Here is a 24,223-nt window from a genome sequence, read left to right as displayed (position 1 = left end):
TTTGTTCTTGCAGCCCGCCGAGCATACCGAATCGAAGCCGCGGGTAGGCCGCAACCTACCCGCCGTGCGGCGGGCTTCCTACCGGTTGAGCCAGGGGCCCGCGCGACGATCGACCGCAGGAGCGCCGTGCGGCGCGCGCGGGAGACCAGGAGATGAACCAGGATCGCATCCAGGGCCGCTGGAAGCAGCTCAAGGGCAAGGTCAAGGAACAGTGGGGCAAGCTCACCGACGACGACCTCGACGTGATCGCGGGCCGCCGCGACCAGCTGCTCGGGCGGATCCAGCAGCGCCACGGCCTGGCCAAGGACGAGGCCGACCGGCAGGTCACCGACTGGGAGCGCACGAGCCCGGACCACCGGCTGGACGACGACCGGCCGCAGGTCCGGCCCGGGCGCCAGGGAGGTCCGCGATGAAAGCGCTGCGCCTCGCCGCCGCCGCGGCCTTCGCCTGCAGCGCCATCGCGGCGCTGGCCGCGACCCCCTACAACGAGGAGCAGGTCAAGGCGCACAAGGTCCGCATCGAGGAGCAGTACGACCAGGCGCAGGCGCGCTGCCGGCGGGTGGAAGGCCACGTCCGCGAAATCTGCAACGAGCGGGCGCGCGGCGAGCGCGACATCCAGTCGGCCGAACTGCGGCTGCAGGCCCAGCCGAGTGCCGACAACGACGAGAAGCTGCGCCTGGCCAGGGCGGAAGCCACCTATTCGATGGCCTTGGTCCAGTGCAAGCCGCTCGATGGGCAGGCGCGCTCGGTGTGCCGCGACGACGCGAAGCGCGTGTTCGAGGACGCGCGCCGCGAGGCGAAGCTGCAGAAGGACGTGATGCAGCAGGTGATCGCGTCGGACAACTCGGTCCGGGAGCGCACCGCCCAGGCCGACCGGCTCGCCGAACAGCAACTCGCCGCCGCGCGCCAGCGCTGCGAGGCCTTGCCCGCCGAAGGCCGCCAGCCCTGCCTGGAAGACGCGAAGCGCCGCTTCGAGCAGCGCTAGCCGAGCCAGTGCGTGAAGCCGGCCGCGGGCTCGCGCGGCGTGTGGAAGCCGTTGACCGGCGCCTGCAGGTCCGCGTGGCCGAGCGACATCCCGCACACCACCATCTCGTCCGGCCCGGCGCCGATGTGCGGCAGGATGATCTTCGCGAACCCGTTCCACGCCGCCTGCGGGCAGGTGTGCAAACCGCGCGCCCGCGCCGCGACCATGATGTTCTGCAGGAACATGCCGTAGTCCATCAGCGAGCCGCGGCCGAGGATGCGGTCCATCGTGAACATCAGCCCCACCGGCGCGTCGAAGAAGCGGAAGTTGCGCTGGTGCTGCGCATGCATCTTGTCCTTCTCGCCCTTGGCGATGCCCAGCAGGCCGTAGAGGCTCCAGCCGTTCTCGCGGCGCCGGTCGATGTACGGCGAGATCCACTTCGTGGGGTAGTAGTCGTACTCCTCGCGGTACTCCGCGGCCAGGGCCGGATCCGCGTAGATGGCATCGTGGGCGGCGCAGACCTTGTCCACCAGGCCGTCGCGCGCCGCGCCTTGCAGCACGTACACCTTCCAGGGCTGCGTGTTGGTGCCCGACGGCGCGCGGGCGGCCACCTCGAGGATCTCCGCGATGGTCGCGCGGGGCACTTCGCGGTCGCGCAGGAACGCGCGGCACGAGAAGCGGCTTGCGATCGCGTCGTCGACGCTGGCGGGATCGGCCACCACCGTGGCCACCTGGGATGTCTTCACTGCAGCGCCTCCAGCACTTTCTTCAGCGGCGCGGGCAGCTCGGCGGGGCGGCGCGTCGCGCGGTCGACGTAGACGTGGACGAAATGGCCCTTGGCGGCGGTGAGCGCCTCGCCCAGGAGGAACAGCCCCACCTCGTAGCGCACGCTCGACTTGCCGATCTTCGCCACCCGCAGCCCGGCTTCGACGACCTGCGGGAATTCGACGGACGCGAAGTAGTTGCATTGCGTCTCGATGACGAGGCCGATCGTTTCGCCGCGGTGGATGTCCAGCACGCCCCGCTCGATCAGGTGCGCATTCACGGCGGTGTCGAACCAGCTGTAGTAGACGACGTTGTTCACGTGCCCGTAGGCATCGTTGTCCATCCAGCGGGTCGGGATCGTGCGGAAGGCCTTGTAGCCGGCGCGCCCCTCGGGCTGCGGCTTCGCGGGAGTCGGTTCGCTCATCGCGGGCGATTGTGCCAGCGCAGCGCATGGTCGACCGCCGCGGAAAAGGTGTTCACCTGCACCTGCACCGTGTCCTCGATGCGGGTGCCGTAGCCGCCGGCCATCGCGAAAGCCAGCGGCAGTCCGCGCTGCCAGGCCCAGTCGAACACGCGCCGGTCGCGCGCCTCGAGGCCGTCCCAGGACAGCTTCAGGCGGCCCAGCCGGTCGCCTTCGTGCGGGTCGGCGCCCGCCAGGTAGATCACGAACTCGGGATCGAAGCGGTGCGACAGCTCCTCCAGTGCGCGTTCGAGCGCGTGCAGGTAGGCGTCGTCCCCGGTGCCGTCCGGCAGGTCGACGTCGAGGTCGCTGGCCTCCTTGCGGAACGGGAAGTTCTTCTGGCCGTGCAGCGAGAGCGTGAACACGGAGGGATCGTCGCGGAAGATGCGGGCGGTGCCGTTGCCCTGGTGCACGTCGAGGTCGACGATCGCGACCTGGAGCGGCGTGCGCCGCCGGCGCGCGTGCTCGGCCTGCATCAGGCGGGCCGCCACGGCGGCGTCGTTGAACACGCAGAAGCCGCCACCCTTGTCGGGATAGGCATGGTGCGTGCCGCCGGCGATGTTGGCGGCCAGGCCTTCGCGCAGCGCCGCGCGGCTGGCCGCGATCGTCGCGCCGACGGAGCGCCGGGCCCGCTCGGCCATCGCCGGGCTCCAGGGGAAGCCGATCTCGCGCATCACCTTGGGGTCGACGCTGCCGTCGCCGATGGCCTGGATGTAGCCCGGCGTGTGGACGAGCGCCAGTTCGCCGTCGCTGGCGGGTTCGGCCCGCATCAGCCGGATCTGCGGCAGCTCGGCGGCCAGCCGGTCGCGCAACAGCTGGTACTTCTCCATCGGGAAGCGGTGGCCCGGCGGCAGCGGCAGCACGAACTGGTTGGCGTAGAAAACCTGCATCCGGGCCATTGTCCCGGGCCGGCGCCGCCCGAGGTTCCTAGGGAGGGCGGACTATTTTGCTGCGCCGCAGCAAAAAGGGCTTGCAATGGGGTTCCACGCCCCTATACTTCTATCCATGCTGCACTGCAACATCGGTTCAGGGCAGTGGAAGACACCCCCTACCCCTCCAGGAGAAACCGCATGCTGACCCCCGAACAGATCCTCGCCGCCCAGAAGGCCCACGTCGAAACCCTCTTCGGCCTGACCACCAAGGCCTTCGAAGGCGTCGAGAAGCTCGTCGACCTGAACGTCACCGCCTCCAAGCTGGCGCTGCAGGAAGCCGCCGAGACCGCCCAGACCGTCATGAGCGCCAAGGATGCGCAGGAACTGCTGGCCCTCCAGGCCGCGCTGTTCCAGCCCCTGGCCGAGAAGACCGCGGCCTACAGCCGCCACCTGTACGACATCACGGCCGCCACCGGCGCCGAGTTCGGCAAGGCCTTCGAAGGCCAGGTCTCCGACGCCCAGAAGAAGTTCCTGGCCGTCGTCGACAACGCCGCCCGCAACGCCCCGGCTGGTTCCGAGACCGCGGTCGCCGTGTTCAAGAGCGCGGTTGCCGCCGGCAACAACGCCCTGGAATCCGTGCAGAAGGCCGTCAAGCAGGCCGCCGACGTCGCCGAAGCCAACTTCAACGCCGTGGCCAGCCAGGCCGTGAACGCCTCGAAGGCCACCACCGGCCGCGCCAAGCGCGCCGCCTGAGGCCGGACCTGCAGATTTCCTGACGCCAGCCTGGCTGGCGCAGGAACTCCGCGCGTCGCAACGCATCCCAAGGACACTCCGGCGATTTGGCGGAGTCCCTTCAGGTTGTCTCCTCGGATCCTTCGACGCCTTCGGCAGGTTCAGGATCCCTTCGGCGGTCATCGGCAACGGTGACCGCCTTTTTCATGCCCGCGGCCGCGTCTCGCGCGATTGAGAATGATTCGCGTTTGTTCTATGATCCCGGGATCCGTCCCCCGGGGACGCCCACCGTGAAAAGGAAGACCGAATGATCGCCAAGGCCGCAGGCATCGCGACGCTGCTCATCGCCGCCGCCACCTCCGTCGCCGCGCAGGAACAGGTGCTGAACCTGTACTCCGCCCGCCACTACTCGACGGACGAGGCGCTCTACGCCAACTTCACCAAGGCCACCGGCATCAAGATCAACCGGGTCGACGCCGACGACGCCGGCATCCTGGCGCGCCTGAAGGCCGAGGGCACCGCGTCGCCCGCCGACGTGATCCTGCTGGTGGACGCCGCCCGCCTCTACCGCGGCGACCAGGACGGCCTGTTCAAGCCCGTCAAGTCCACGGTGCTGGAGAACGCGATTCCCCCGCAGTACCGCGCGGAACCCGGCGCCGAAGGCACCAGCTGGTTCGGCTTCTCCACCCGCGGCCGCGTCGTCGTGTACGACAAGGTCAAGGTCAAGCGCGAAGACGTCGACACCTACGAGGAACTGGCCGACCCGAAGAACAAGGGCAAGGTCTGCCTGCGTTCCGGCTCGCACCCGTACAACCTGTCGCTGTTCGGCTCCGTCATGCAGCACGTGGGCGAGCAGAAGACCGAAGCCTGGCTCAAGGGCATCGTCGACAACATGGCGCGCGCGCCCAAGGGCGGCGACACCGACCAGATCAAGGCGGTCGGCGCCGGCGAGTGCCAGGTCGCGGTCAGCAACACCTACTACATCGCGCGCCTGCTGCGCTCCAGCAATGCGGAAGACAAGGCGCTGATGGAGCGCGTGGGCGTGGTGTTCCCCAACCAGTCCTCCTGGGGCACGCACCTGAACATCGCCGGTGGCGCGGTCGCGAAGCACTCGAAGAACACCGCCAACGCGGTGAAGTTCCTCGAGTACCTGGCCAGCGCGGAGGCGCAGAACTACTTCGCCAACGGCAACAACGAATGGCCCACCGCGAAGGGGGTGAAGGTGAACAACCCCGCGCTGCAGGCCATGAGCGGCGGCGGCGACTTCAAGGCCGAGACGATCCCGCTGGCGGCCGTCGGCGCCAACACGGTGAAGGTGCAGCAGATGCTGGACCGCGTCGGATTCAAATAAGCCGCGGGACGGAAACTTCGGCCAGCCCGCCTCGTGCGGGCTTTTTCATGTCCGATAATTGACGTTCACGTCAACGTCAAGCATCAGGAGCAGAGATGGAAATCAAGGGCAAGGTGTTCATCGTCACCGGGGGCGCGTCCGGCCTCGGCGAAGGCACGGCGCGCATGCTCGCCGCCAGCGGCGGCAAGGTCGTCATCGCCGACATGCAGGTGGACAAGGGCGAGGCGGTGGCGAAGGACATCGGCGGTGCCTTCGTGAAGTGCGACGTGAGCCAGGAAGCCGACGGCCAGGCCGTGGTGGCCCGGGCGGTGTCCCTCGGCAAGCTGATGGGGCTGGTGAACTGCGCCGGCATCGCGCCCGCGGAAAAGACGGTCGGCAAGAACGGCGCCCACAACCTGGGCGTGTTCAGCAAGACCATCATGGTCAACCTGGTCGGCAGCTTCAACATGATCCGCCTGGCCGCCGAGGCGATGGCGAAGAACGAGCCCGAAGCCACCGGCGAGCGCGGCTGCATGATCTCCACGGCGTCCGTCGCGGCGTACGACGGCCAGATCGGCCAGGCCGCGTACAGCGCCTCCAAGGGCGGCGTGGTCGGCATGACGCTGCCGATCGCCCGCGACCTCGCCCGCAACGGCATCCGCAACATGACGATCGCTCCCGGCATCTTCGGCACGCCCATGCTGTTCGGGATGCCCAAGGAAGTGCAGGACGCGCTCGCCGCCAGCGTGCCCTTCCCGTCGCGCCTGGGCACGCCGGAGGACTACGCCAAGCTTGCCAAGCACATCTTCGAGAACGACATGCTCAACGGCGAAGTGATCCGCCTCGACGGCGCGATCCGCATGGCGCCGAAGTAAGCACCCGGCGGGGCGGCACGGCCCTATAGTGCCTGGACAACACACCGCTCCAGGAGAAGAGAACCCATGCGCCGCCCCGTCCTTTCCTGGCTCGCCGCCGCGAGCCTGCTGGCCGCCTGCGCCAGCACCCCCTCCTCCCACTTTTCCTACACCGTCCCGGACCAGCCGGAGGCCGCTTCCGGCATCACGGCCAAGCCGGGCTGGGCGACCACGAAGTTCGCCGTTGCCGCGGCCAACCCGCTGGCCACCGACGCCGGCTACCAGGTGCTCAAGGCCGGCGGCTCGGCGATCGACGCGGCGATCGCGGTGCAGATGGTGCTGACCCTGGTCGAACCGCAATCCAGCGGCATCGGCGGCGGCGCCTTCCTGTTGCACGCGAGGGGCCGGGAGATCGAGGCGTTCGACGGCCGCGAGACTGCGCCGTCGGCCGTGGACGAAAACCTCTTCATCGGCGCCGACGGCAAGCCGCTCGCCTTCCACGACGCCGTGGTCGGCGGCCGCTCGGTCGGCGTGCCCGGCACCGTGCGCATGCTGGAGGCGGCGCACCGCCAGCACGGCAAGCTGCCCTGGGCCACGCTGTTCCAGCCGGCGATCACCCTCGCGGAGAACGGCTTCAAGGTCTCGCCCCGCCTGAACACGCTGCTCAAGGGCGAAGCGCACCTGAAGAAAGACCCGACCGCCGCGGCCTACTTCTACCGCACCGACGGCGAGCCGCACGCCGTCGGCCACTTGCTGCGCAACCCGGAACTCGCCGTGGTGCTGCGCCGCATCGCCGCCGAAGGCTCGCGCGCCTTCTACGAAGGCGACATCGCCCGCGCGATCGTCGACAAGGTGCAGCGCCACCCGACCAACCCGGGCCGCATGAACCTGTCCGACCTCGCGGCCTACCAGCCGAAGAAGCGCGCGCCGCTGTGCCACGACTACGCCTCGCACGGCCGCACCTTCCAGGTCTGCGGCTTCCCGCCGCCTTCGTCCGGCGCCATCGCGGTGGGGCAGATCCTCGGCATCCTGAACCAGACCCCGGCCGCCACGCTGCCGCTGCAGGACGGCCTGCCGTCGGCGCAATGGCTGCACCTGTACACCGAGGCGTCGCGCCTGGCGTTCGCCGACCGCGCGCAGTACGTGGCCGATCCCGACTTCGTGCAGCCCCCGGGCGGCAGCTGGACGAGCCTGCTGGCCCCGAGCTACCTGGCCGAGCGCGCGCGCCTGATCCAGCCGAACGGCCCCAGCATGAAGACGGCGCAGCCTGGCACGCCGGCCGCCGTCACCGGCCACGCGCCGATGCCGGACCAGCCGGAGTTCGGCACCTCTCACATCAGCATTGTCGACGCGCAGGGCAATGCCGTGGCGATGACGACGACCATCGAGGACCAGTTCGGCTCGCGCCAGATGGTCAGGGGGTTCCTGCTGAACAACGAACTCACCGACTTCAGCTTCGCCCCCGCGGATGCGCAGGGACGGCCGATTGCCAACCGCGTGCAGGCCGGCAAGCGCCCGCGCTCGTCGATGGCGCCGACGCTGGTGTTCGACAAGGCCACCGGGCAGCTCGTGATGACGGGCGGCAGCCCGGGCGGCGCGCTGATCATCCACTTCACCGCCAAGACGCTCTACGGCGTCCTCAACTGGGGCCTGACGCCGCAGCAGGCGATCGACCTGCCCAACTTCGCGTCGCTGAACGGGCCGTCGCTGCTGGAGGAAAAGCGCTTCCCGCCGGCGACCGTGGAAGCGCTGCGCGCGCGCGGCGCCGAAGTGCGCGAACAGGCGCTCACCAGCGGCCTGCAGGCCATCACCGTCGGCAACGCGCACGGCACGCCCGTGCTGCTGGGCGGCGCCGACCCGCGCCGCGAAGGCATCGTGATGGGCGACTAGCCTGAAGTCCGCTCGATCCGTTCGTACTCGGAGATCACCTGCGCGCCCAGCAGCAGCAGCGTCGCGGCGATCTCCAGGCTGAACAGCACGATGATGGACGTGGTGAGCGAGCCGTACACCACGCTCACCGTCGACAGGGTGCTGAAGTACCAGACCAGCACCCGGCGCGTCACCTCCCACAGCAGGGCCGCGGTGACGCCGCCCAGCAGCGCATGGCGCCAGGACAGCCGCCCCACCGGCATGACCATGTAGATCGACGTCAGCAGGAAGATTTCGCCGGACAGGCCCAGCAGGTACAGCAGCACGCCCGAGAAGCCTTCCAGCGACCACTCCCCGCCGAGGAAACGGATGCTGTTCTCGCCCATGGCCTGGATGGCGCCGGCCACGAAGGTGATGACCAGCAGCCCGACGCCCAGCGAGAGGATGTAGAGGTAGGGCAGCAGCGCGGACACGAGGAAGTGCCGCCGCCGGATCGCGAAGCGGTGCAGGAAGATCACGGCCATGGCCTTCTCCAGCACCGTGAACGCGAGCGAGCTGAAGAACAGCATGGTGCCCAGCAGCAGCCAGCCGATCACGCTGCGATGCTCCACGAAGTTGGACAGCTCGGCGACGATCGCACGCGACTGGCCGGGGATGATCCATTCGAGGTAGCGGCCCAGCGTCTCCAGCAGTTCGCGCTGCTCGACCCAGTGCGACAGGGCGATCACCACCAGGATGAGCAGCGGCACCACCGAGAGCAGCGCGTAGTAGGCCACGGCCCCTGCGAGGAGGAGTCCCTGGTTGGACTGGAAGCCTTTCACCACCCGCCGGGCGAAGGTGCCGGGGTGGGCCAGCACGTAGGCACCGGCGGGGCTGAGCACGCGCATGCAGCCGAGTATGCCGCCCCTCGCGCTGTCGCGGGGGAGACCGCGCGCCCTCCGGCTTTCCCCTCATGGCCCGGCGCGCGCCCTGCCCTAGATTGGGCCCACCCCAAGGAGACAGCCCATGCAAGGTCCCGACCGACTCCGCCGCCGCCTGCTGCAGGCGGCGCTGGCCTCCCCCGCCGCCGTCGCCCTCCCCGCGCTGGCGCAGTCCGGCTACCCGAACCGGCCCATCAAGCTGATCTGTCCCTGGCCCGCCGGCGGTGCGACCGACGCGGTGATGCGGGCCATCGCGCAGAGCGCGGGCAAGGGGCTGGGCGGCGACATGATCGTGGAGAACAAGGCGGGCGCCAGCGGCATGCTGGGGCCGAACGAACTGGTGAAGGCACCTCCGGACGGCTACACCCTGTCGCAGCTCACGATCGGCGTCGCCCGGCTGCCGCACATGCAGAAGATGCAGTTCGACCCGCTCAAGGACTTCACGTACATCCTGAACATGACCGGGTACACCTTCGGCATGGTGGTCAAGGCCGACTCCCCGATCAAGTCGGTGAAGGACCTCGTCGACTACGCCAAGGCCAACCCGGGCAAGTTCACCTACGGCTCGCCGGGCCAGGGCACCACGCCGCACCTGGCGGTGGAGGAGTTCGCGGACAAGGCGGGCATCAAGCTGCAGCACGTGCCCTTCAAGGGCTTCGCCGACGGCATGCAGGCCATGCTGGGCGGCCACACGATGGCGCACAGCGACTCCACCGGCTGGTCGGGCCACGTCGACGGCGGCACCGCGCGGCTGCTCGCGACCTACGGATCGAAGCGCACGAAGAAGTGGGCGAACGTGCCCACGCTGAACGAGCTCGGCTTCGACACGATCTCCGAATCGCCCTTCGGCATCGGCGCGCCCAAGGGCCTGGATCCGGCGATCACTCGGCGGCTGCACGATGCCTTCCGCCGCACCCTCGAGGACCCCGCCGTGCTGTCCGCCTTCGAGAAGTACGACCAGTCGGTGATCTACATGAACAGCGCCGACTACGAGAAGTTCATCCGCGACCAGTACGTCAAGGAGAAGGTGCTGATCGAACGCCTGGGCCTGGCGATGAAGACCTGACCTCCCGGCACGAAGGGCGTGTTCAGGCGTCCCTCGCCAGCCGGAAGCCCAGGTGCGACATCGGGCTGAACGGATCGTTGCCGCGGCGCGCGCTGGGGCGAAACGACAGGCAGTAGTCCGGGTTGCAGAGGAAGGACCCGCCGCGGATCACGCGTTTCGGCGCGCCGGCCGGCACGCCGCGATCGGCCGGGTCGAACGACTCGCCCGGCCCGCGCGGGTCGTCAACGGGCCCGCGGGCAGCGCGCACCTGCCGCGCGAACGCATCCGAGCGGTACCAGTCCGCCACCCATTGCCAGGCATTGCCCGTCATGTCGTGCAGCCCGTACCCGTTCGGCAGGAAGGTGCGCACGGGCGTCGTGCCCGCGGCGCCGCCCGCCTCCGGCCGCACCACCGGGAAGGGACGCTGCCGGGTGTCCCAGTGGTTCGCCTCGCGCTCGCCGCGCGGCGCGAGGTCGTCGCCCCAGGCGTAGGTCGCCTGCTCCAGGCCGCCGCGCGCGGCGAACTCCCATTCCGCCTCGGTGGGCAGGCGCTTCCCGGCCCAGCGCGCATAGGACAGTGCGTCCTCATGGCTGACCTGGACCACCGGATGGTCGCCCTTGCCTTCGATCGAACTTTGCGGCCCTTGCGGATGGCGCCAGTCGGCCCCGGGAACGAAGCGCCACCACTGGGACGCGTCGTCCAGCCGTACGGGCGCCTGCGTTCCCACGAACACCATCGCCCCGGCAACCAGCGCATCGTCCGGCGGCCGGGGGACGCCCGGAGGCTGCTGCACGCGCACCGTCTCCCAATCCGGCTTGCGTTCCGCGGTCGTCACGTGCCCGGTGCGGCGCACGAACGCGGCGAACTGGTCGTTCGTCACGTGCGTCACGTCCATCCAGAACGCACGCAGGCGCACCGCATGCGCGGGACGTTCGTCGAAGCGCGCCAGCGCGTGGTCGCTGCCCATGAGGAACATGCCGGCCGGGATCCAGGCCATGTCCCTGGGGGTGGCCACGCCATCGCCGATGCGCACCACCGGGCGGCGCGGCCCGGCCGGTGCGAGGGCCCGCCAGCCCGCGAAGCCCGCAGCCGCCGATGCCGCCGCCGCGGCGCCGGCCACGAGCAGGCGCCGACGCCCCGTGCGGGCGTCAGTAGTACCCATGGCTCTTCGGGCACGTGGTGCCCAGGTTGCGCAGGATGGCCTGCCCGTCGTCCGCGCGCGTGAGCGCGTCGACCACGAAGTCGTAGACGCTGGACAGGCCCCACTCCGCCGCGATCGCGCGCCAGTTCGCCACGTCCTCGGCATCGACGAATCCGTCCTTGTTGCCGTCGCCCGCGCACGGCGGCTCGGACGCCAGCATCGCATCCAGCTTCGCCGTGAGTTCGTCGTAGACGCGCCGCAACTCGCCCGACAGCGGCGCCAGCATCAGGTTGCGGTCGGCATCGTCCAGCAGCGGCGCCGGCGCGGCCTGGTCGATCTCGTAGAACTCGTTGGTGGTCACCGGCCCGCAGCTGTCGGCGGCGCTGTCGTAGACCTGCGTGGTGTTGCGCACGACCTTGTAGCGCGCGTTGCGCAGCGCGCTCGAGAACTCGGGCAGCACGGCGACCTGCGGCTGACCCGACCGGTGCAGCGCCTGGTTCACCTGGCAGCAGCCCGCGTAGCCCTGGCCTCCGTTCGGGACCACGGCGGGGTCGGTGTAGTCCTTGCCCCACCACACGCCGCTGTTGTCCTCGCAGACGCTCTTGGTCATCGGGATCTGCGTGCACGCCGAGTTGATGACGCAGGGCCCGTTGCGCCCGCCGCCCGGTTGCGTGTTGAACCCGCTCTGCGCGAAGTTCAGCGTGCGCAGGCCCGCCTGCTCCGGCCGTGCCAGGTAGGGCAGCAGCGCCACCGAATCCACCGTGCGCAGCACGGCCTTGTGCACGTCGATGCCCGCCAGTTCGCCGAACAGCTGGAACACGTCGACCATGTTGACCATGTGCTCCACCGCGCGGCCCGGCTGCGCCACCTGCGGCCCCGCCACGATCAGCGGGTCCCAGATGCCGGTCTGGTAGGTGGTGCCCTTCGCGCGCTGCGCGTTGAACGGCGGCTTCACCGAAAAACCCATGCTGCCGTTGTCGCCCACGATCACGATCACGGTGTTGTTCGCCTTGGGGTCGTATTGCAGGGAGCCGTCGCCCGCGCGCCGGGCGAGGCCCGTCTCCACCAGGAGGCGGCCGAATTCGGTGTCCAGGGCTTCGGTCATCTGGTTCTGCAGGACACGCCCGGCCAGCAGGCCGTTGCAGTCCAGCGCGTCCTTGTCCGCGTGGCCGCTGTGCGGCACCAGCGCGCGGGGCGGCTGCTGCAGCGGCGTGTGCGCGGCGCTGAAGCTGACCGTGGCCATCCAGGGACGGTTCGACGGGCGCGCCTTGATCCAGGCGATGGCGGCGTCGGCCTCGATGCGCGTGCGGTAGCCGCGGCCGCGCGGGTCGTCCAGCGGCACCTGCTCCACCCGCCGGCCTTCGATGACGACCAGCGGCGACACGTAGTAGGCGTTCTCGCGCCGGAAGTCCAGGCCGGCCGGCGGCGTGCCGCAGGCCTGGTTGGGCACCAGGATGCCGCCGCTGGCGAGGCACTGGAGCCCGGCCGCGTCCTCGGCGGGGCGCGCGCGGGACATCACGCTGCAGGTGCCGTCGGGGCGGTAGCACGCGCCCGTGTCGGCCCCGCCCGGCTGGCCCGCCGGCGGCACGAAGCCGCAGGTGTGCGTCCGCGCCGGCGCGACGCCGCCGGCGGTGGTGTCGATCGACGCCGGCACGCCGGCGATCCATCCGGTGAAGTGGTCCCAGCCCAGCACCGCCGGCGTGCCGTGGCCGGCGGCATTGTGGTCGGGGCCGGCCAGGTGGAACTTGCCGAACATCCCGCTCTGGTAGCCGGCCTGCTTCAGCAACTTGGGCACGGTCATGTCATACGGCGACACCTGCGACTGTGCCAGGTCGTTCGGGCCGATGGCCTGGTAGATGTTCGTGCGGTGCGGGAAGCGCCCGACGAAGAAAGCCGCCCGGCCGGGCGAGCACTCGGGCATCGACCAGGCATTGCGGAACCGCACGCCGGCGGCCGCCACCGCGTCGATGTTGGGCATGGCGGGCGGCACCGGTCCGCCGTAACCGAACGATGCCATCTGGTCGACGCCGACGTCGTCCATGATGACGAACAGGATGTTGGGCGGCTGTGCGCCCGCCGCGGAGCCGCCGCCGCTGCCGCTGCCGCCGCAGGAGGCGAGCAGCAGCAGCGCACCGGCCAGCAGCAGGCGCCGGATGGCGGACGATCCCACGCTTGCATCGCTTCGCATCGCGCGCTCCCGGGTGTGTCGAAGCCGTGGAATCTACCGGCCCGGCGTCCTTGGCGCCCCCCCTTGTTCGGGGAGGCGCGCTCAGACGTCGATGGCGGCGGCCGAGCCGGCCTGCTTGCGCAGCTCGAACTTCTGGATCTTGCCGGTGGACGTCTTCGGCAGCTCGCCGAACACCACGGCGCGCGGCACCTTGAAGCCGGCCAGGTGCTTGCGGCAATGCGCAACGACCTCCTCGGCGGTGAGCTTCGCGCCAACTTTCAGCTCCACGAAGGCGCAAGGCGTCTCGCCCCATTTCGGGTCCGGCCTGGCGACGACGGCCGCCGCCAGCACGTCGGGATGGCGATACAGGACGTCCTCGACTTCGATCGAGGAGATGTTCTCGCCGCCCGAGATGATGATGTCCTTGCTGCGGTCCTTGATCTTGATGTAGCCGTCGGGGTACTGCACCGCGAGGTCGCCGGTGTGGTACCAGCCGCCGGCGAAGGCTTCCTGCGTCGCCTTCGCGTTCTTCAGGTAGCCCTTCATCGTGATGTTGCCGCGGAACATGATCTCGCCCATGGTCTCGCCGTCCCATGGCACCGGCGCCATCGTCTGCGGGTCCAGCACGCGGGCGCTGCGCTGCAGGTGGTAGCGCACGCCCTGCCGGGCGTTCAGGCGGGCGCGTTCGCCGATGTCCAGCCCGTCCCACTCGGCGTGCTTCGCGCAAGCGGTGGCCGGGCCGTACACCTCCGTCAGGCCGTAGACGTGGGTGAGGTCGAAGCCCAGCGTCTCCATGCCCTCGATCAGCGAGGCGGGCGGCGCGGCGCCCGCCACCATCGCTTTCACGCCGCGCGGCAGCCCGCTCTTCAGTCCGTCCGGCGCGTTGACCAGCAGGCCGTGCACGATCGGCGCGCCGCAGTAGTGCGTCACGCCGTGCTCGCGGATGGCGTCGGCCATGGCCTTCGCCTCCACCTTGCGCAGGCACACGTTGATGCCGGCCCGCGCCGCGATCGTCCAGGGGAAGCACCAGCCGTTGCAATGGAACATGGGCAGCGTCCACAGGTACACCGGGTGCTTCGGCATGTCCCACTCGAGGATGTTGGAGATCGCGTTGATCGCGGCGCCGCGGTGGTGGTAGACCACGCCCTTCGGGTTGCCGGTCGTGCCGCTGGTGTAGTTCAGGGCGATGGCGTCCCATTCGTCGGCCGGCAGTTCCCAGGCGAACGCCGGGTCGCCGCCCGCGAGGAACGCTTCGTAGGTGGTGGTGCCGATGCGCTGCGCGGCGCCGGTGAACAGCGCGTCCTCGGCGTCGACGACCAGCAGCGGCCGCGCGTCCCGGCGCAGGGCGATCGCCTTCTGCATGGCGGGGGCGAACTCCGGGTCCACGATCACCGCCTTCGCCTCGCCGTGGTCCAGCATGAAGGCGATCGCCTCGGGGTCCAGCCGCGTGTTCAGGGTGTTCAGCACCGCGCCGGCCATGGGCACGCCGAAGTGCGCCTCGACCATGGCCGGGACGTTCGGCAGCATCACGGCCACGGTGTCGCCCTTGCCCAGGCCGGCCCGCTGCAAGGCGCTCGCCAGCTGCCGGCAGCGGGCGTCCACCTCGGCCCAGGTGCGCCGCAGCGGGCCGTGGACCACGGCGACGCGTTGCGGGTAGACGTCGGCGGCACGCTCCAGGAAGGACAGCGGCGAGATCGGCGCGAAGTTCGCCGCGTCGCGGGGGAGGTCCTGGTCGAAAATGGACGTCATCGTTCTTGTCTCCGGTTCTTGCCTCCCGAAGGTTAGCCCCTCCCGGGGGTGGAAGCGTTCGGAGTTAACCTCACCCCCGTGGCGATCCCCCAGAACTTCATCCAGGAACTGCTGGCGCGCGCCGACGTCGTCGAGATCGTCGGCCGCCACGTGCAGCTGAAGAAGACCGGCGCCAACTTCTCCGGCCTCTGCCCCTTCCACACGGAGAAGTCGCCCTCCTTCACCGTGAGCCCGTCCAAGCAGTTCTACCACTGCTTCGGCTGCGGCAAGAACGGCAATGCCATCGGCTTCCTGATCGACTACGCCGGCATGAATTTCGTCGAGGCCGTGAAGGACCTGGCCGGCCAGTACGGCATGCAGGTGCCCGAGGACGACCTCTCGCCGGCCGAGCGCGCGCGCCAGCAGGAGCAGCGCCAGAAGCAGTCCACGCTGTCCGACGTGCTGGAAAAGGCCGGCGCCGCCTACCGCAAGCACCTGAAAACCTCGCCGCGCGCCATCGACTACTTCAAGCGGCGCGGGGTCTCGGGCGAGATCGCGAAGCAGTTCGGTCTGGGCTACGCCCCGGAAGGCTGGCGCACGCTGGCCGGCGTGTTCCCGAACTACGACGATCCCCTGCTGGCCGAAAGCGGCCTGGTGATCGTCAACGAGGAGGACGACAAGCGCTACGACCGCTTCCGCGACCGGGTGATGTTCCCGATCCGCAACGTCAAGGGCGAGTGCATCGGCTTCGGCGGCCGGGTGCTGGGCGACGAGAAGCCGAAGTACCTCAACTCGCCGGAGACGCCCGTCTTCAGCAAGGGCCGCGAGCTCTACGGCCTGTTCGAGGCGCGCAACGCCCTGCGCGAGCACGGCTTCGTGCTGGTGACCGAGGGCTACATGGACGTCGTCGCCTTGGCCCAGCTCGGCTTCCCCAACGCCGTGGCGACGCTGGGCACGGCGTGCACCACCGAGCACGTGCAGAAGCTGTTCCGCTTCACCGACAGCGTGGTCTTCAGCTTCGACGGCGACGCCGCCGGCCGGCGGGCGGCCCGCAAGGCGCTGGACGGCGCCCTGCCCTATGCCAGCGACGTGCGCACGGTGAAGTTCCTGTTCCTGCCGCCCGAGCACGACCCGGACAGCTACATCCGCGAGCACGGAACCGACGCCTTCGCCCGCTTCGTGCGCCAGGCCGTGCCCCTGAGCCAGTTCCTGCTGGAGGCGGCCTCGGAGGACTGCGACCTGGCCACGGCCGAAGGGCGCTCGCGCATGGTCAGCAACGCGGGCCCGCTGTGGAAGCTGCTTCCCGAAGGCGCGCTCAAGAAGCAGATCCTGGCCGATATCGCCCAGCGGGCCGAACTGGGCCCGACGGACCTGCTGGACGTCTGGGGCCTGGGGCGCCCCGCCGCGCCCCCGCGCGAGCAGCGGCGCCGCAACGACTCGCCGTACAAGGAGCGCGCCTACGGCACGGGCCGCCGCCAGGTCATCAAGCCGAAATCGGTCGCCCTGGCGGAGCTGATCGCACGGGCCGTGCTTCGCAACTCGCAGGCATGGGAAGCCCTGACCAACGAGGACCACCACCTGCTGTGCGAGCTGCAGCCGCCCCATGGCGACCTCTTCTCCTGGCTGGACAACCGCCACCACGACCATGGGGCGGAGCCCTGGGCCGTCCTGCAGCTGGCGCTGGAAGGCCAGGAATTCCGCGACCTCGCCGCCCGCCTGGTCACGCTGGACGACATGCAGCCCAGCGGCAAGGCGCACGACTTCGAGGAGATCGGCGCCTGGGACCTGCGCCGGGCGATGATCGGCATCCACCTCGACGCGGTGGCCGAGGAGATCGCCCGGGTGGCCCGGCTGCCGGCCACGGAGCCCACCCGGATGGAGCAGCTCTACAGCCTCACCCGGAGGCAACAGGCGTTGCAGCAAGCCCAAATCACGGGCCCCAAGGCTTGAAATCGGCCGACAACCCTATAATGTAGGGTTTGCTACGCGGCAAGAGCGACAGCAGCACCTCCGGACCGGCCAGCCGTGCACACGCGCGGAGCCCCACCAAGCGGGCAGGCCACATCACCGCAAGGACTGCACACCAAATGTTCGCCCACCCATCTTGCCGCTGAGGGCCCCAGGTCGGCCCGTCTCACCCGCGCCGGGTTGTCGTGGCGCTTTTTTCTGCTTCTGTTCCGAGGTCTTATGCCCGTTCAAAAGTCCGCCAAGGCGTCCCCTGCCGCGAAACCCGCCGACCGAAAGCCAGTCCAACCGTCCTCCAAGTCTGCCGCCAAGGCCCCGCTGAAGGTCGTCCGCAACGACCCGAAGCAGGCTGCCAAGGCCGCCGCGAAGCCCGCAACGAAAGTAGCCCAGCCCGTGCCCACCAAGTCCCCCGCCAAGGCCGAGAAGGCCTCTGCCAAGGAAGAACCCAAGAAGGTCGCCAAGACGACCGCCGTCGCCGACGAACCGGCGAAGAAGAAGCCCGGCCGCCCGCCCAAGGCGAGCGCCGAAGTGGACACGCCGCCCAAGGCGGGTGCCAAGCGCGGGCGCAAGCCGAAGGCAGCCGACCCGAAGGGCCCCGCCGCCGAGGACGACGTCGACCTGGGCGACGTCGAGGCCGACCTCGAGGACGGCGAGCCGATCGTCGAGGAAGTCGCCGCGGTGGCCGAAAAGGCCAAGCCGCTGCGCATGAAGATCAGCAAGGCGAAGGAACGCGCGCTGATGAAGGAATTCGGCCTGGACGAGACCGTCCTGACCGAAGAGGAAATGCTCAAGCGCCGCCAGCGCCTGAAGAGCCTGATCAAGCTGGGCAAGACGCGCGGCTACCTGACGCACGCCGAGATCACCGACCACCTGCCCGAGAAGCTGGTCGACGCCGAGACGCTGGAAGTCGTCGTCTCGATGCTCAACGACATGGGCGTGGCCGTCTACGAACAGACGCCCGACGCCGAGACGCTGCTGCTGACGAACACCGGCCCCACCGCCGCGACGGAGGAAGAAGCCGAAGAGGAAGCCGAAGCCGCCCTGTCCACCGTCGACAGCGAGTTCGGCCGCACCACCGACCCCGTGCGCATGTACATGCGCGAGATGGGCACCGTGGAACTGCTCACGCGCGAGGGCGAGATCGAGATCGCCAAGCGCATCGAAGGCGGCCTGATGGCGATGATGGAGGCGATCTCCGCCTCGCCCGCCACCATCGCCGAGATCCTGCGCATGGCGCAGGAGATCCGCGAAGGCAAGATCGTCATCTCCACGGTGGTGGACGGCTTCTCCAACCCGAACGAAGCCGACGACTACGTCGCCGAGGAAGACTTCGACGAGTTCGACGCGGACGACGACGACGACGGCTCGGGCGGCTCCAAGGCGCTGACCAAAAAGCTGGAGGAACTGAAGGCGCAGGCGCTGGAGCGCTTCGACCGCATCGCCACCCTGTTCGAGAAGGTCCACAAGATCTACGACAAGGAAGGCTGGGGCACGCCCGCCTACCAGAAGGCGCAGCACGCCCTGTCCGAGGAGCTGATGACCATCCGCTTCACGGCCAAGACCATCGAGAAGCTGTGCGACATGGTGCGCGGCCAGGTCGACGACGTGCGCAAGAAGGAACGCGAGCTGCGCCGCATCATCGTGGACAAGTGCGGCATGCCGCAGGAAACCTTCATCAAGGAATTCCCGCCCAACCTGCTGAACCAGAAGTGGGTGGAGAAACAGGCCGCCGCCGGCAAGCCGTGGAGCTCGATCATCGGCCGCAACGTGCCCGCCATCCAGGAACTGCAGCAGAAGCTGGCCGACCTGCAGTCGCGCGTGGTGGTGCCGCTCGCCGAGCTCAAGGAGATCAACAAGCGCATGAACGAGGGCGAGGCCTCGTCGCGCGAGGCGAAGAAGGAAATGATCGAGGCCAACCTGCGCCTCGTGATCTCCATCGCCAAGAAGTACACCAACCGCGGCCTGCAGTTCCTGGACCTGATCCAGGAAGGCAACATCGGCCTGATGAAGGCGGTGGACAAGTTCGAATACCGCCGCGGCTACAAGTTCTCGACCTATGCGACGTGGTGGATCCGCCAGGCCATCACGCGTTCGATCGCGGACCAGGCCCGCACGATCCGCATCCCGGTTCACATGATCGAGACGATCAACAAGATGAACCGCATCTCGCGCCAGCACCTGCAGGAGTTCGGCTTCGAGCCGGACGCCAGCATCCTGGCGGCCAAGATGGAGATCCCGGAAGACAAGATCCGCAAGATCATGAAGATCGCCAAGGAGCCGATCTCCATGGAGACGCCGATCGGGGACGACGACGATTCCCACCTGGGCGATTTCATCGAGGACACCGGCAACACCGCGCCGATCGAGGCCGCCATGCAGGCCGGCCTGCGCGACGTGGTGAAGGACATCCTCGACTCGCTCACCCCGCGCGAGGCCAAGGTGCTGCGCATGCGCTTCGGCATCGAGATGAGCACGGACCACACGCTCGAGGAAGTCGGCAAGCAGTTCGACGTCACCCGCGAGCGGATCCGCCAGATCGAGGCGAAGGCGCTGCGCAAGCTGAAGCACCCGAGCCGGTCGGACAAGCTGCGGTCGTTCATCGACACGCTGTAAAAAGCACGTTCCGCCAAGGCCCTTCGGGGCCTTTTTTCATGCCTGCCGCCGCTGAGCAGCCAGCGCCTACGCCAACTGTCGGGCAAGGCGCACGCGGGGACCGCATGGGCGCCGCCCGGACCGCTCCGCAATCCCGCGTGCAATGAAGCCATGCGGAGCGAGAGCTTCGCCCCTCAACAGGAGATCCCCCATGAAGAAGTTCATCCTTGCGACAGCGGCGGCCGGCGCGCTGGCCTTCGCTGGCGCCGCCTCGGCGCAGTACTACGGCGGCTACGGGTATCCCGGCTACAGCGCGCCCATCCCGGCGGTCGTGGCGGGCGCCCAGCCTTACGGCGCCTACGGCAACCACAACAACTATCCGTACCCGCAGGGCAGCTACGGCGGACAGGTCCACGTCGACCCGTACGGACGGCAGGTCATGGTCGACCCTTACGGCCGCCAGGTCCTGGTGCAGCCGAACGCCGGCAACCACGGCGTGATCGGCTACGACCAGTGGGGTCGTCCGGTGTACGGCACCACCACCTACAGCACCACGACCTACGGGTACGCCGGGCGCACCTGGGACCGTGACGGCGACGGCGTGGCCGACGCCCAGGACCGCTGGCCGAACGATCGCCGCTACCGCTGATCGGCAAGCCGCCCTCCCCGACATGCGGGAGGGCGTGCCCGCCCGCTGCCTAGAATGCGCGCCATGACGGCCAGCGCGGACTTCCTCATCCTCGGCGGCGGCATCGCCGGCGCCTCCATCGGCTTCTTCCTCGCGCCGCATGGCCGCACGGTGGTGCTGGAACGCGAGTCGCAACCCGGCTACCACTCCACCGGCCGTTCCGCCGCGCTCTTCCTCGAAAGCTATGGGACGCCGCAAGTCCGGGCGCTGACGCGCGCGAGCCGCGCCTTCTTCGACGCGCCGCCGTCCGGATTCGCCGAACACCCGCTGCTCGGTCCGCGCGGCTGCATGCTGGTGGCGCAGCCCGGGCAGGAACCGGAACTGGAGGCGCACTGGGACCTGCTGCGCTCCATGACGCCGCAGGCACGCCGGCTCACCCCTTCACAGGCTTTCGAGCTGGTCCCGGTCCTGCGGACCGAGCGCCTGGTCGGCGCCGTGCTCGAACCCGATGCCATGGACATGGACGTGCACGCCATCCACCAGGGTTACCTGCGCGGGCTGCGGCGCGCCGGTGGGGAGGTGGTGTGCGACGCGGAAGTTACGCAGGTCGCGCGTGTCGGTGCGGACTGGGAGGTGGCGACGCCCGCGGGCCGCTGGCGCGCGCCGGTCCTGGTCAACGCCGCCGGCGCCTGGGCCGACGTGGTCGCGAAACTCGCCGGCGTCGCGACGATCGGCCTGCAGCCCAAGCGCCGCTCCGCGTTCACGTTCGCGCCGCCGCCCGGCATGGACCCGCGCGCCTGGCCCTGCCTGATCAGCGCCGACGAATCCTGGTACGTGAAGCAGGACGCCGGGATGCTGCTCGGATCGCCCGCGAACGCCGATCCGGTGGTGCCGCAGGACGTCCAGCCCGAAGAGATGGACATCGCGCTCGCCATCGATCGCATCCAGGACATGACGACGCTGGAGATCCGCCGGCCCGCGCGCACCTGGGCCGGGCTGCGCTCCTTCGTCGCCGACGGCGACCTGGTCGGCGGCTTCGACCCCGCGGCACCCGGGTTCTTCTGGGTGGCCGCGCAGGGCGGCTACGGCATCCAGACCTCGCCGGCGATGGGCGAAGCCTGCGCTGCGCTGGCGCGCGGCGAACCGCTGCCGCAGCGGATCTCGGACTTCGGCCTGACGCCGGCGATGCTGGGCCCGGCGCGCCTGCGCTGATTCAGAACAGGGTGTCCTGGTAGCGGTCGGTCTTGCCGTCCTGCCGGGGCTGCACGAGCTCGACCACGGGGGCGTGTGCCGCGCCTGTCTCGTAGCGCTTGCCGCACTCGGGACAGGCGTATTCCTCCGCATGGTCCGCGAACGGGCCGTGCGCGATGCGCACGCGGAAGCGCGCGCCGCAGTAGGCGCACGACCGGTCGAAACTTTCCTGGCCGGGCGGTGCCGGCCGCTGCGCTTGGCCCATGCGTCCCTCCTCTGGCCGGGACGCTTCCAGTATGCGCCCGCCTCCGGCCCGGGACAAGGATTCGCGGCGCGTATGAAGCGAGCCGAAATCCGAATTGGACAGCCGCCGGCGCCGCGCCGAGGATGCCGCTCACGCCCGCAGCAGAAGCGGCGACAGGAGACAGACGATGCGCATCCTTGTTCCGCTGGTTCTGGCGCTGGCCGCTGGTGCCGCCGCCCCGGCCCTGGCCCAGGGCTATCCCACCCAGCCGGTCACCCTGGTCGTGCCGTTCGCGGCGGGCAGCGGCACCGATGCCGTCGCGCGCACCGTGGCGCAGAAGCTGTCGGAGCGCCTCAAGCAGCCCGTGCTGGTGGACAACAAGCCCGGCGCCAGCGCGCAGCTCGGCGCGCAGTACGTCGCCAAGGCGAAGCCGGACGGCTACACGCTGTTCATGACGACGAACACCTCGCATTCGGCCAACCCCAGCCTCTTCAAGGACCTGCGCTACGACCCCATCAAGGACTTCACGCCGATCGTGCGCGTGGGCGAGTTGCCGTTCGCGCTGGCCGTGCATCCTTCGGTGCCGGCGCGCACGATGCAGGAGCTGATCGCCCACGCCAGGGCGAATCCCGGCAAGCTGTCCTACGCCACCCCGAACAGCACCTCGCTGGTCGCGATGGAGAGCATCAAGCGGATCGCCGGCGTGGACATCCAGGCGGTGCCGTACAAGTCCAGCCCGCAGGCGATGACGGACCTGATCGCCGGCACGGTGCAGGTGTACGTCACCGACTTCGGCTCCGGCATGGCGATGCTCAGGACGGACCGCATCCGCACGCTCGGCGTCACGACCGCGCACGAGTCGCAGATGCTGCCGGGGGTGCCGCCGATCGGGCGCACGGTGAAGGACTTCGACCTGACCTCGTGGAACGGCATCCTGGGCCCTGCGGGCCTGCCGCGGCCGGTGGTCGACCGCATCCACGCCGAGATGCAGGCCGTCCTCGCCGACAAGGAGGTGCAGGACAAGCTGGCCGGCATCGGCTTCCAGGTCTGGCCTTCGCGCACGCCGGAGGAGTTCACGAAGTACGTGGCGGACCAGCTGGTGCACTGGACGCGCCTCATCCAGCAGGCGGGGATCAAGCCGGAGTGACGAAGCCGCAGCAAGCAGGCGCGAGCCGCGGCCCCCTGGCCGGGGTGCGGGTGCTGGACCTCACCTCGGTCATCATGGGTCCGTTCGCCACGCAGATCCTCGCGTCGCTGGGCGCGGAGGTCACCAAGGTGGAGTCGCCGGAGGGCGACAACATGCGGCACGTCGGCCCCATGCGCCACCCCGGCATGGGCCACATCTTCCTGAATGCCAACGAGGGCAAGCGCAGCGTGGTGCTGGACCTGAAGCAGCCCGCGGCGCGCGAGGCCGCGCTGCGGCTGGCCGAAGCGAGCGACGTGCTGGTCAGCAACGTGCGGCCGCAGGCGTTGCGGCGGCTCGGACTCGACTTCGAGAGCGTGCGCGCGCGCCATCCGCGCATCGTGCACGTCAGCTGCTGCGGCTTCGACCAGCAGGGCCCTTACGCCGCGCGCCCGGCCTACGACGACCTGATCCAGGGCGCCACCGGCATCCCCTGGCTGATGCAGCAGTACGGCAGCGAGGCGCCCTGCTACGCCCCGGTCACCCTGGCCGACCGCGTGACCGGCCTCCATGCCGTTTACGCCGTGACCTCCGCCCTGTTCGCCCGCGAGCGGACCGGCGAAGCGCAGGCGGTGGTCGTGCCGATGTTCGAGGCGATGACGCAGTTCGTGCTGGGCGACCATCTCTCCGGCCTCGCTTTCGACCCGCCGCTCGGCGAAGCCGGCTATGCCCGCCTGCTGACGGCGCACCGCCGGCCCTACCGCACGCGGGACGGCCACCTCTGCATGCTGGCCTACAACGACAAGCACTGGCGCAGCTTCTTCGAGGCGATCGGGCAGCCGCAGCGCATGGACGATCCGCGCTTCGCGAGCCATGGCGCCCGCGCGCAGAACATCGATGCCGTCTACGGGGAAGTGGCGCGCATCCTGCGCGAACGCACGACGGCGGACTGGCGCGCGCTGCTCGATGCGGCCGACGTGCCCAACATGCCGATGAACGCGCCCGGGGACCTGCTGGACGACCTGCACCACGCAGCCACCGGCTTCGTGCGCACCGTCGACCATCCGAGCGAAGGCCGCCTGCGCGCCACGGGCCGCCCGACGCGCTGGCACGGACTCGGCGACTGGGACCCCGCGCCGGCACCGCGCCTCGGACAGCACTCCACCGAGGTCCTGCGCGAACTGGGCTTCACCGCCACCGACATCGCGGGGATGCTGGCCACCGGCGCCGCCCGCCAGGAGGACACGCCATGAACCCGAAGTACTTCGTGCGCGGCGCCGAGGTGCCCGCCTACGCCCCCGCCAACCACGAGCACACCCGCAACCAGCGGCTCATCGGCCCGGCCAACGGAGCGCGGCACATGGAGATCGTGCTCGGCACCATCGCCCGCGGCGGGGGCGCCCTGCCCCACGCGCACCCTGGCATCGAGCAGGCCTGCTACCTGCTGCAGGGCACGGCGCGGGCGCAGGTCGGTGGCGCCAGCTTCGACATGGCGCCGGGCGACGCCTGCTTCTTCCCGGCCGGCGAGCCGCACGTGTTCACCGTCACCAGCGAGCAACCCGCCAAGGTGCTGGTGGTGTACACGCCGCCCTACCTCGAAGACCCCGCAAGGGTCGTCCGCGAGGCGGCCTGA

At 69.7% G+C, this 24,223-nt stretch carries 22 protein-coding genes; 14 read left to right on the top strand and 8 right to left on the bottom strand.

What is annotated here, in order from left to right:
* Positions 1–152: 152 nt before the first annotated feature.
* A complete protein-coding gene (locus IM787_RS16095; protein WP_193677693.1) occupies positions 153–413 on the top strand; it encodes a CsbD family protein in 261 nt (86 codons plus the stop codon).
* Positions 410–985 (top strand): hypothetical protein, encoded by a 576-nt coding sequence (locus tag IM787_RS16090; RefSeq protein WP_193677692.1) that lies wholly within the window; start codon positions 410–412, stop codon positions 983–985. Before IM787_RS16095 ends, IM787_RS16090 begins: the two co-directional genes overlap by 4 nt.
* Here IM787_RS16090 and IM787_RS16085 read toward each other — a convergent pair.
* The 3 genes from IM787_RS16085 to IM787_RS16075 are packed head-to-tail and all read right to left on the bottom strand — an operon-like array spanning position 982 to position 3,079.
* The gene (locus IM787_RS16085; RefSeq protein ID WP_193677691.1) at positions 982–1,710 is read right to left on the bottom strand and encodes a nitroreductase; all 729 of its coding nucleotides are present in this window, start codon (positions 1,708–1,710) and stop codon (positions 982–984) included. The genes IM787_RS16090 and IM787_RS16085 overlap by 4 nt on opposite strands.
* Positions 1,707–2,153: an acyl-CoA thioesterase gene (locus IM787_RS16080; RefSeq protein ID WP_193677690.1), complete on the bottom strand. Its 447-nt coding sequence runs from the start codon at positions 2,151–2,153 to the stop codon at positions 1,707–1,709. Before IM787_RS16080 ends, IM787_RS16085 begins: the two co-directional genes overlap by 4 nt.
* Positions 2,150–3,079, bottom strand: a complete 930-nt coding sequence (locus tag IM787_RS16075; protein WP_193677689.1) for a histone deacetylase family protein — start codon at positions 3,077–3,079, stop codon at positions 2,150–2,152. Before IM787_RS16075 ends, IM787_RS16080 begins: the two co-directional genes overlap by 4 nt.
* Positions 3,080–3,259: 180 nt before the next feature.
* On the opposite strand from IM787_RS16075, the gene IM787_RS16070 reads away from it, so the two are divergent.
* The 4 genes from IM787_RS16070 (at position 3,260) to ggt (ending at position 7,867) form a co-directional block, all read left to right on the top strand.
* Complete coding sequence (locus IM787_RS16070; protein WP_193677688.1) at positions 3,260–3,814, top strand: phasin family protein; 555 nt, start codon at positions 3,260–3,262, stop codon at positions 3,812–3,814.
* A 286-nt stretch (positions 3,815–4,100) separates the two neighbouring features.
* Entirely contained in the window at positions 4,101–5,144 is a 1,044-nt protein-coding gene (locus IM787_RS16065; protein WP_193677687.1) for an extracellular solute-binding protein, read from the top strand.
* Between the two features lie 95 nt (positions 5,145–5,239).
* Complete coding sequence (locus tag IM787_RS16060) at positions 5,240–5,998, top strand: 3-hydroxyacyl-CoA dehydrogenase (protein ID WP_193677686.1); 759 nt, start codon at positions 5,240–5,242, stop codon at positions 5,996–5,998.
* 66 nt (positions 5,999–6,064) lie between these two features.
* Positions 6,065–7,867: a gamma-glutamyltransferase gene (gene ggt, locus IM787_RS16055; RefSeq protein ID WP_193677685.1), complete on the top strand. Its 1,803-nt coding sequence runs from the start codon at positions 6,065–6,067 to the stop codon at positions 7,865–7,867.
* Here ggt and IM787_RS16050 read toward each other — a convergent pair.
* Complete coding sequence (locus IM787_RS16050; protein ID WP_193677684.1) at positions 7,864–8,733, bottom strand: YihY/virulence factor BrkB family protein; 870 nt, start codon at positions 8,731–8,733, stop codon at positions 7,864–7,866. The genes ggt and IM787_RS16050 overlap by 4 nt on opposite strands.
* 118 nt (positions 8,734–8,851) lie before the next feature.
* Between IM787_RS16050 and IM787_RS16045 the strand changes: the two genes are divergently transcribed.
* Positions 8,852–9,832 carry a tripartite tricarboxylate transporter substrate binding protein gene (locus IM787_RS16045; protein ID WP_193677683.1) on the top strand — a complete coding sequence of 327 codons (981 nt, stop codon included), beginning with the start codon at positions 8,852–8,854 and terminating at the stop codon, positions 9,830–9,832.
* A 22-nt stretch (positions 9,833–9,854) separates the two neighbouring features.
* On the opposite strand, the gene IM787_RS16040 is transcribed toward IM787_RS16045, so the two are convergent.
* The 3 genes from IM787_RS16040 to IM787_RS16030 form a co-directional block, all read right to left on the bottom strand.
* On the bottom strand, positions 9,855–10,973 hold the full coding sequence (locus IM787_RS16040; RefSeq protein ID WP_193677682.1) for a formylglycine-generating enzyme family protein: 1,119 nt from the start codon (positions 10,971–10,973) through the stop codon (positions 9,855–9,857).
* Complete coding sequence (locus IM787_RS16035; protein WP_193677681.1) at positions 10,960–13,140, bottom strand: sulfatase-like hydrolase/transferase; 2,181 nt, start codon at positions 13,138–13,140, stop codon at positions 10,960–10,962. The genes IM787_RS16040 and IM787_RS16035 overlap by 14 nt, the downstream gene beginning before the upstream one ends.
* An 81-nt stretch (positions 13,141–13,221) precedes the next feature.
* Entirely contained in the window at positions 13,222–14,868 is a 1,647-nt protein-coding gene (locus IM787_RS16030; protein ID WP_193677680.1) for an acyl-CoA synthetase, read from the bottom strand.
* 78 nt (positions 14,869–14,946) lie between these two features.
* Here IM787_RS16030 and dnaG point away from each other — a divergent pair, with 78 nt between their 5' ends.
* From dnaG to IM787_RS16010, 4 genes are all read left to right on the top strand, one after another.
* Positions 14,947–16,797: a DNA primase gene (dnaG, locus tag IM787_RS16025; RefSeq protein WP_193677679.1), complete on the top strand. Its 1,851-nt coding sequence runs from the start codon at positions 14,947–14,949 to the stop codon at positions 16,795–16,797.
* 237 nt (positions 16,798–17,034) lie between these two features.
* Complete coding sequence (gene rpoD / locus IM787_RS16020) at positions 17,035–19,425, top strand: RNA polymerase sigma factor RpoD (protein WP_193677678.1); 2,391 nt, start codon at positions 17,035–17,037, stop codon at positions 19,423–19,425.
* A 190-nt stretch (positions 19,426–19,615) separates the two neighbouring features.
* The gene (locus IM787_RS16015; protein WP_193677677.1) at positions 19,616–20,053 is read left to right on the top strand and encodes a hypothetical protein; all 438 of its coding nucleotides are present in this window, start codon (positions 19,616–19,618) and stop codon (positions 20,051–20,053) included.
* Between the two features lie 54 nt (positions 20,054–20,107).
* Positions 20,108–21,244, top strand: a complete 1,137-nt coding sequence (locus IM787_RS16010) for an NAD(P)/FAD-dependent oxidoreductase (protein WP_435531163.1) — start codon at positions 20,108–20,110, stop codon at positions 21,242–21,244.
* 1 nt (position 21,245) lies between these two features.
* On the opposite strand, the gene IM787_RS16005 is transcribed toward IM787_RS16010, so the two are convergent.
* Entirely contained in the window at positions 21,246–21,488 is a 243-nt protein-coding gene (locus IM787_RS16005) for a hypothetical protein (protein WP_193677675.1), read from the bottom strand.
* A 166-nt stretch (positions 21,489–21,654) separates the two neighbouring features.
* Between IM787_RS16005 and IM787_RS16000 the strand changes: the two genes are divergently transcribed.
* Genes IM787_RS16000 through IM787_RS15990 form a run of 3 tightly spaced genes read left to right on the top strand, consistent with a single transcriptional unit; the run spans position 21,655 to position 24,223 of the window.
* Positions 21,655–22,614 (top strand): Bug family tripartite tricarboxylate transporter substrate binding protein, encoded by a 960-nt coding sequence (locus IM787_RS16000; protein WP_193677674.1) that lies wholly within the window; start codon positions 21,655–21,657, stop codon positions 22,612–22,614.
* Positions 22,611–23,843 carry a CaiB/BaiF CoA transferase family protein gene (locus IM787_RS15995; RefSeq protein ID WP_354004427.1) on the top strand — a complete coding sequence of 411 codons (1,233 nt, stop codon included), beginning with the start codon at positions 22,611–22,613 and terminating at the stop codon, positions 23,841–23,843. The genes IM787_RS16000 and IM787_RS15995 overlap by 4 nt, the downstream gene beginning before the upstream one ends.
* Complete coding sequence (locus IM787_RS15990; protein ID WP_193677673.1) at positions 23,840–24,223, top strand: cupin domain-containing protein; 384 nt, start codon at positions 23,840–23,842, stop codon at positions 24,221–24,223. Before IM787_RS15995 ends, IM787_RS15990 begins: the two co-directional genes overlap by 4 nt.

Origin of the sequence: Ramlibacter pallidus, assembly GCF_015070875.1 — a bacterium.
Lineage (GTDB): Bacteria > Pseudomonadota > Gammaproteobacteria > Burkholderiales > Burkholderiaceae_C > Ramlibacter > Ramlibacter pallidus.
Note: the sequence above shows the minus strand (reverse complement) of the source record. Positions and strands in the feature narration are given on the sequence as shown.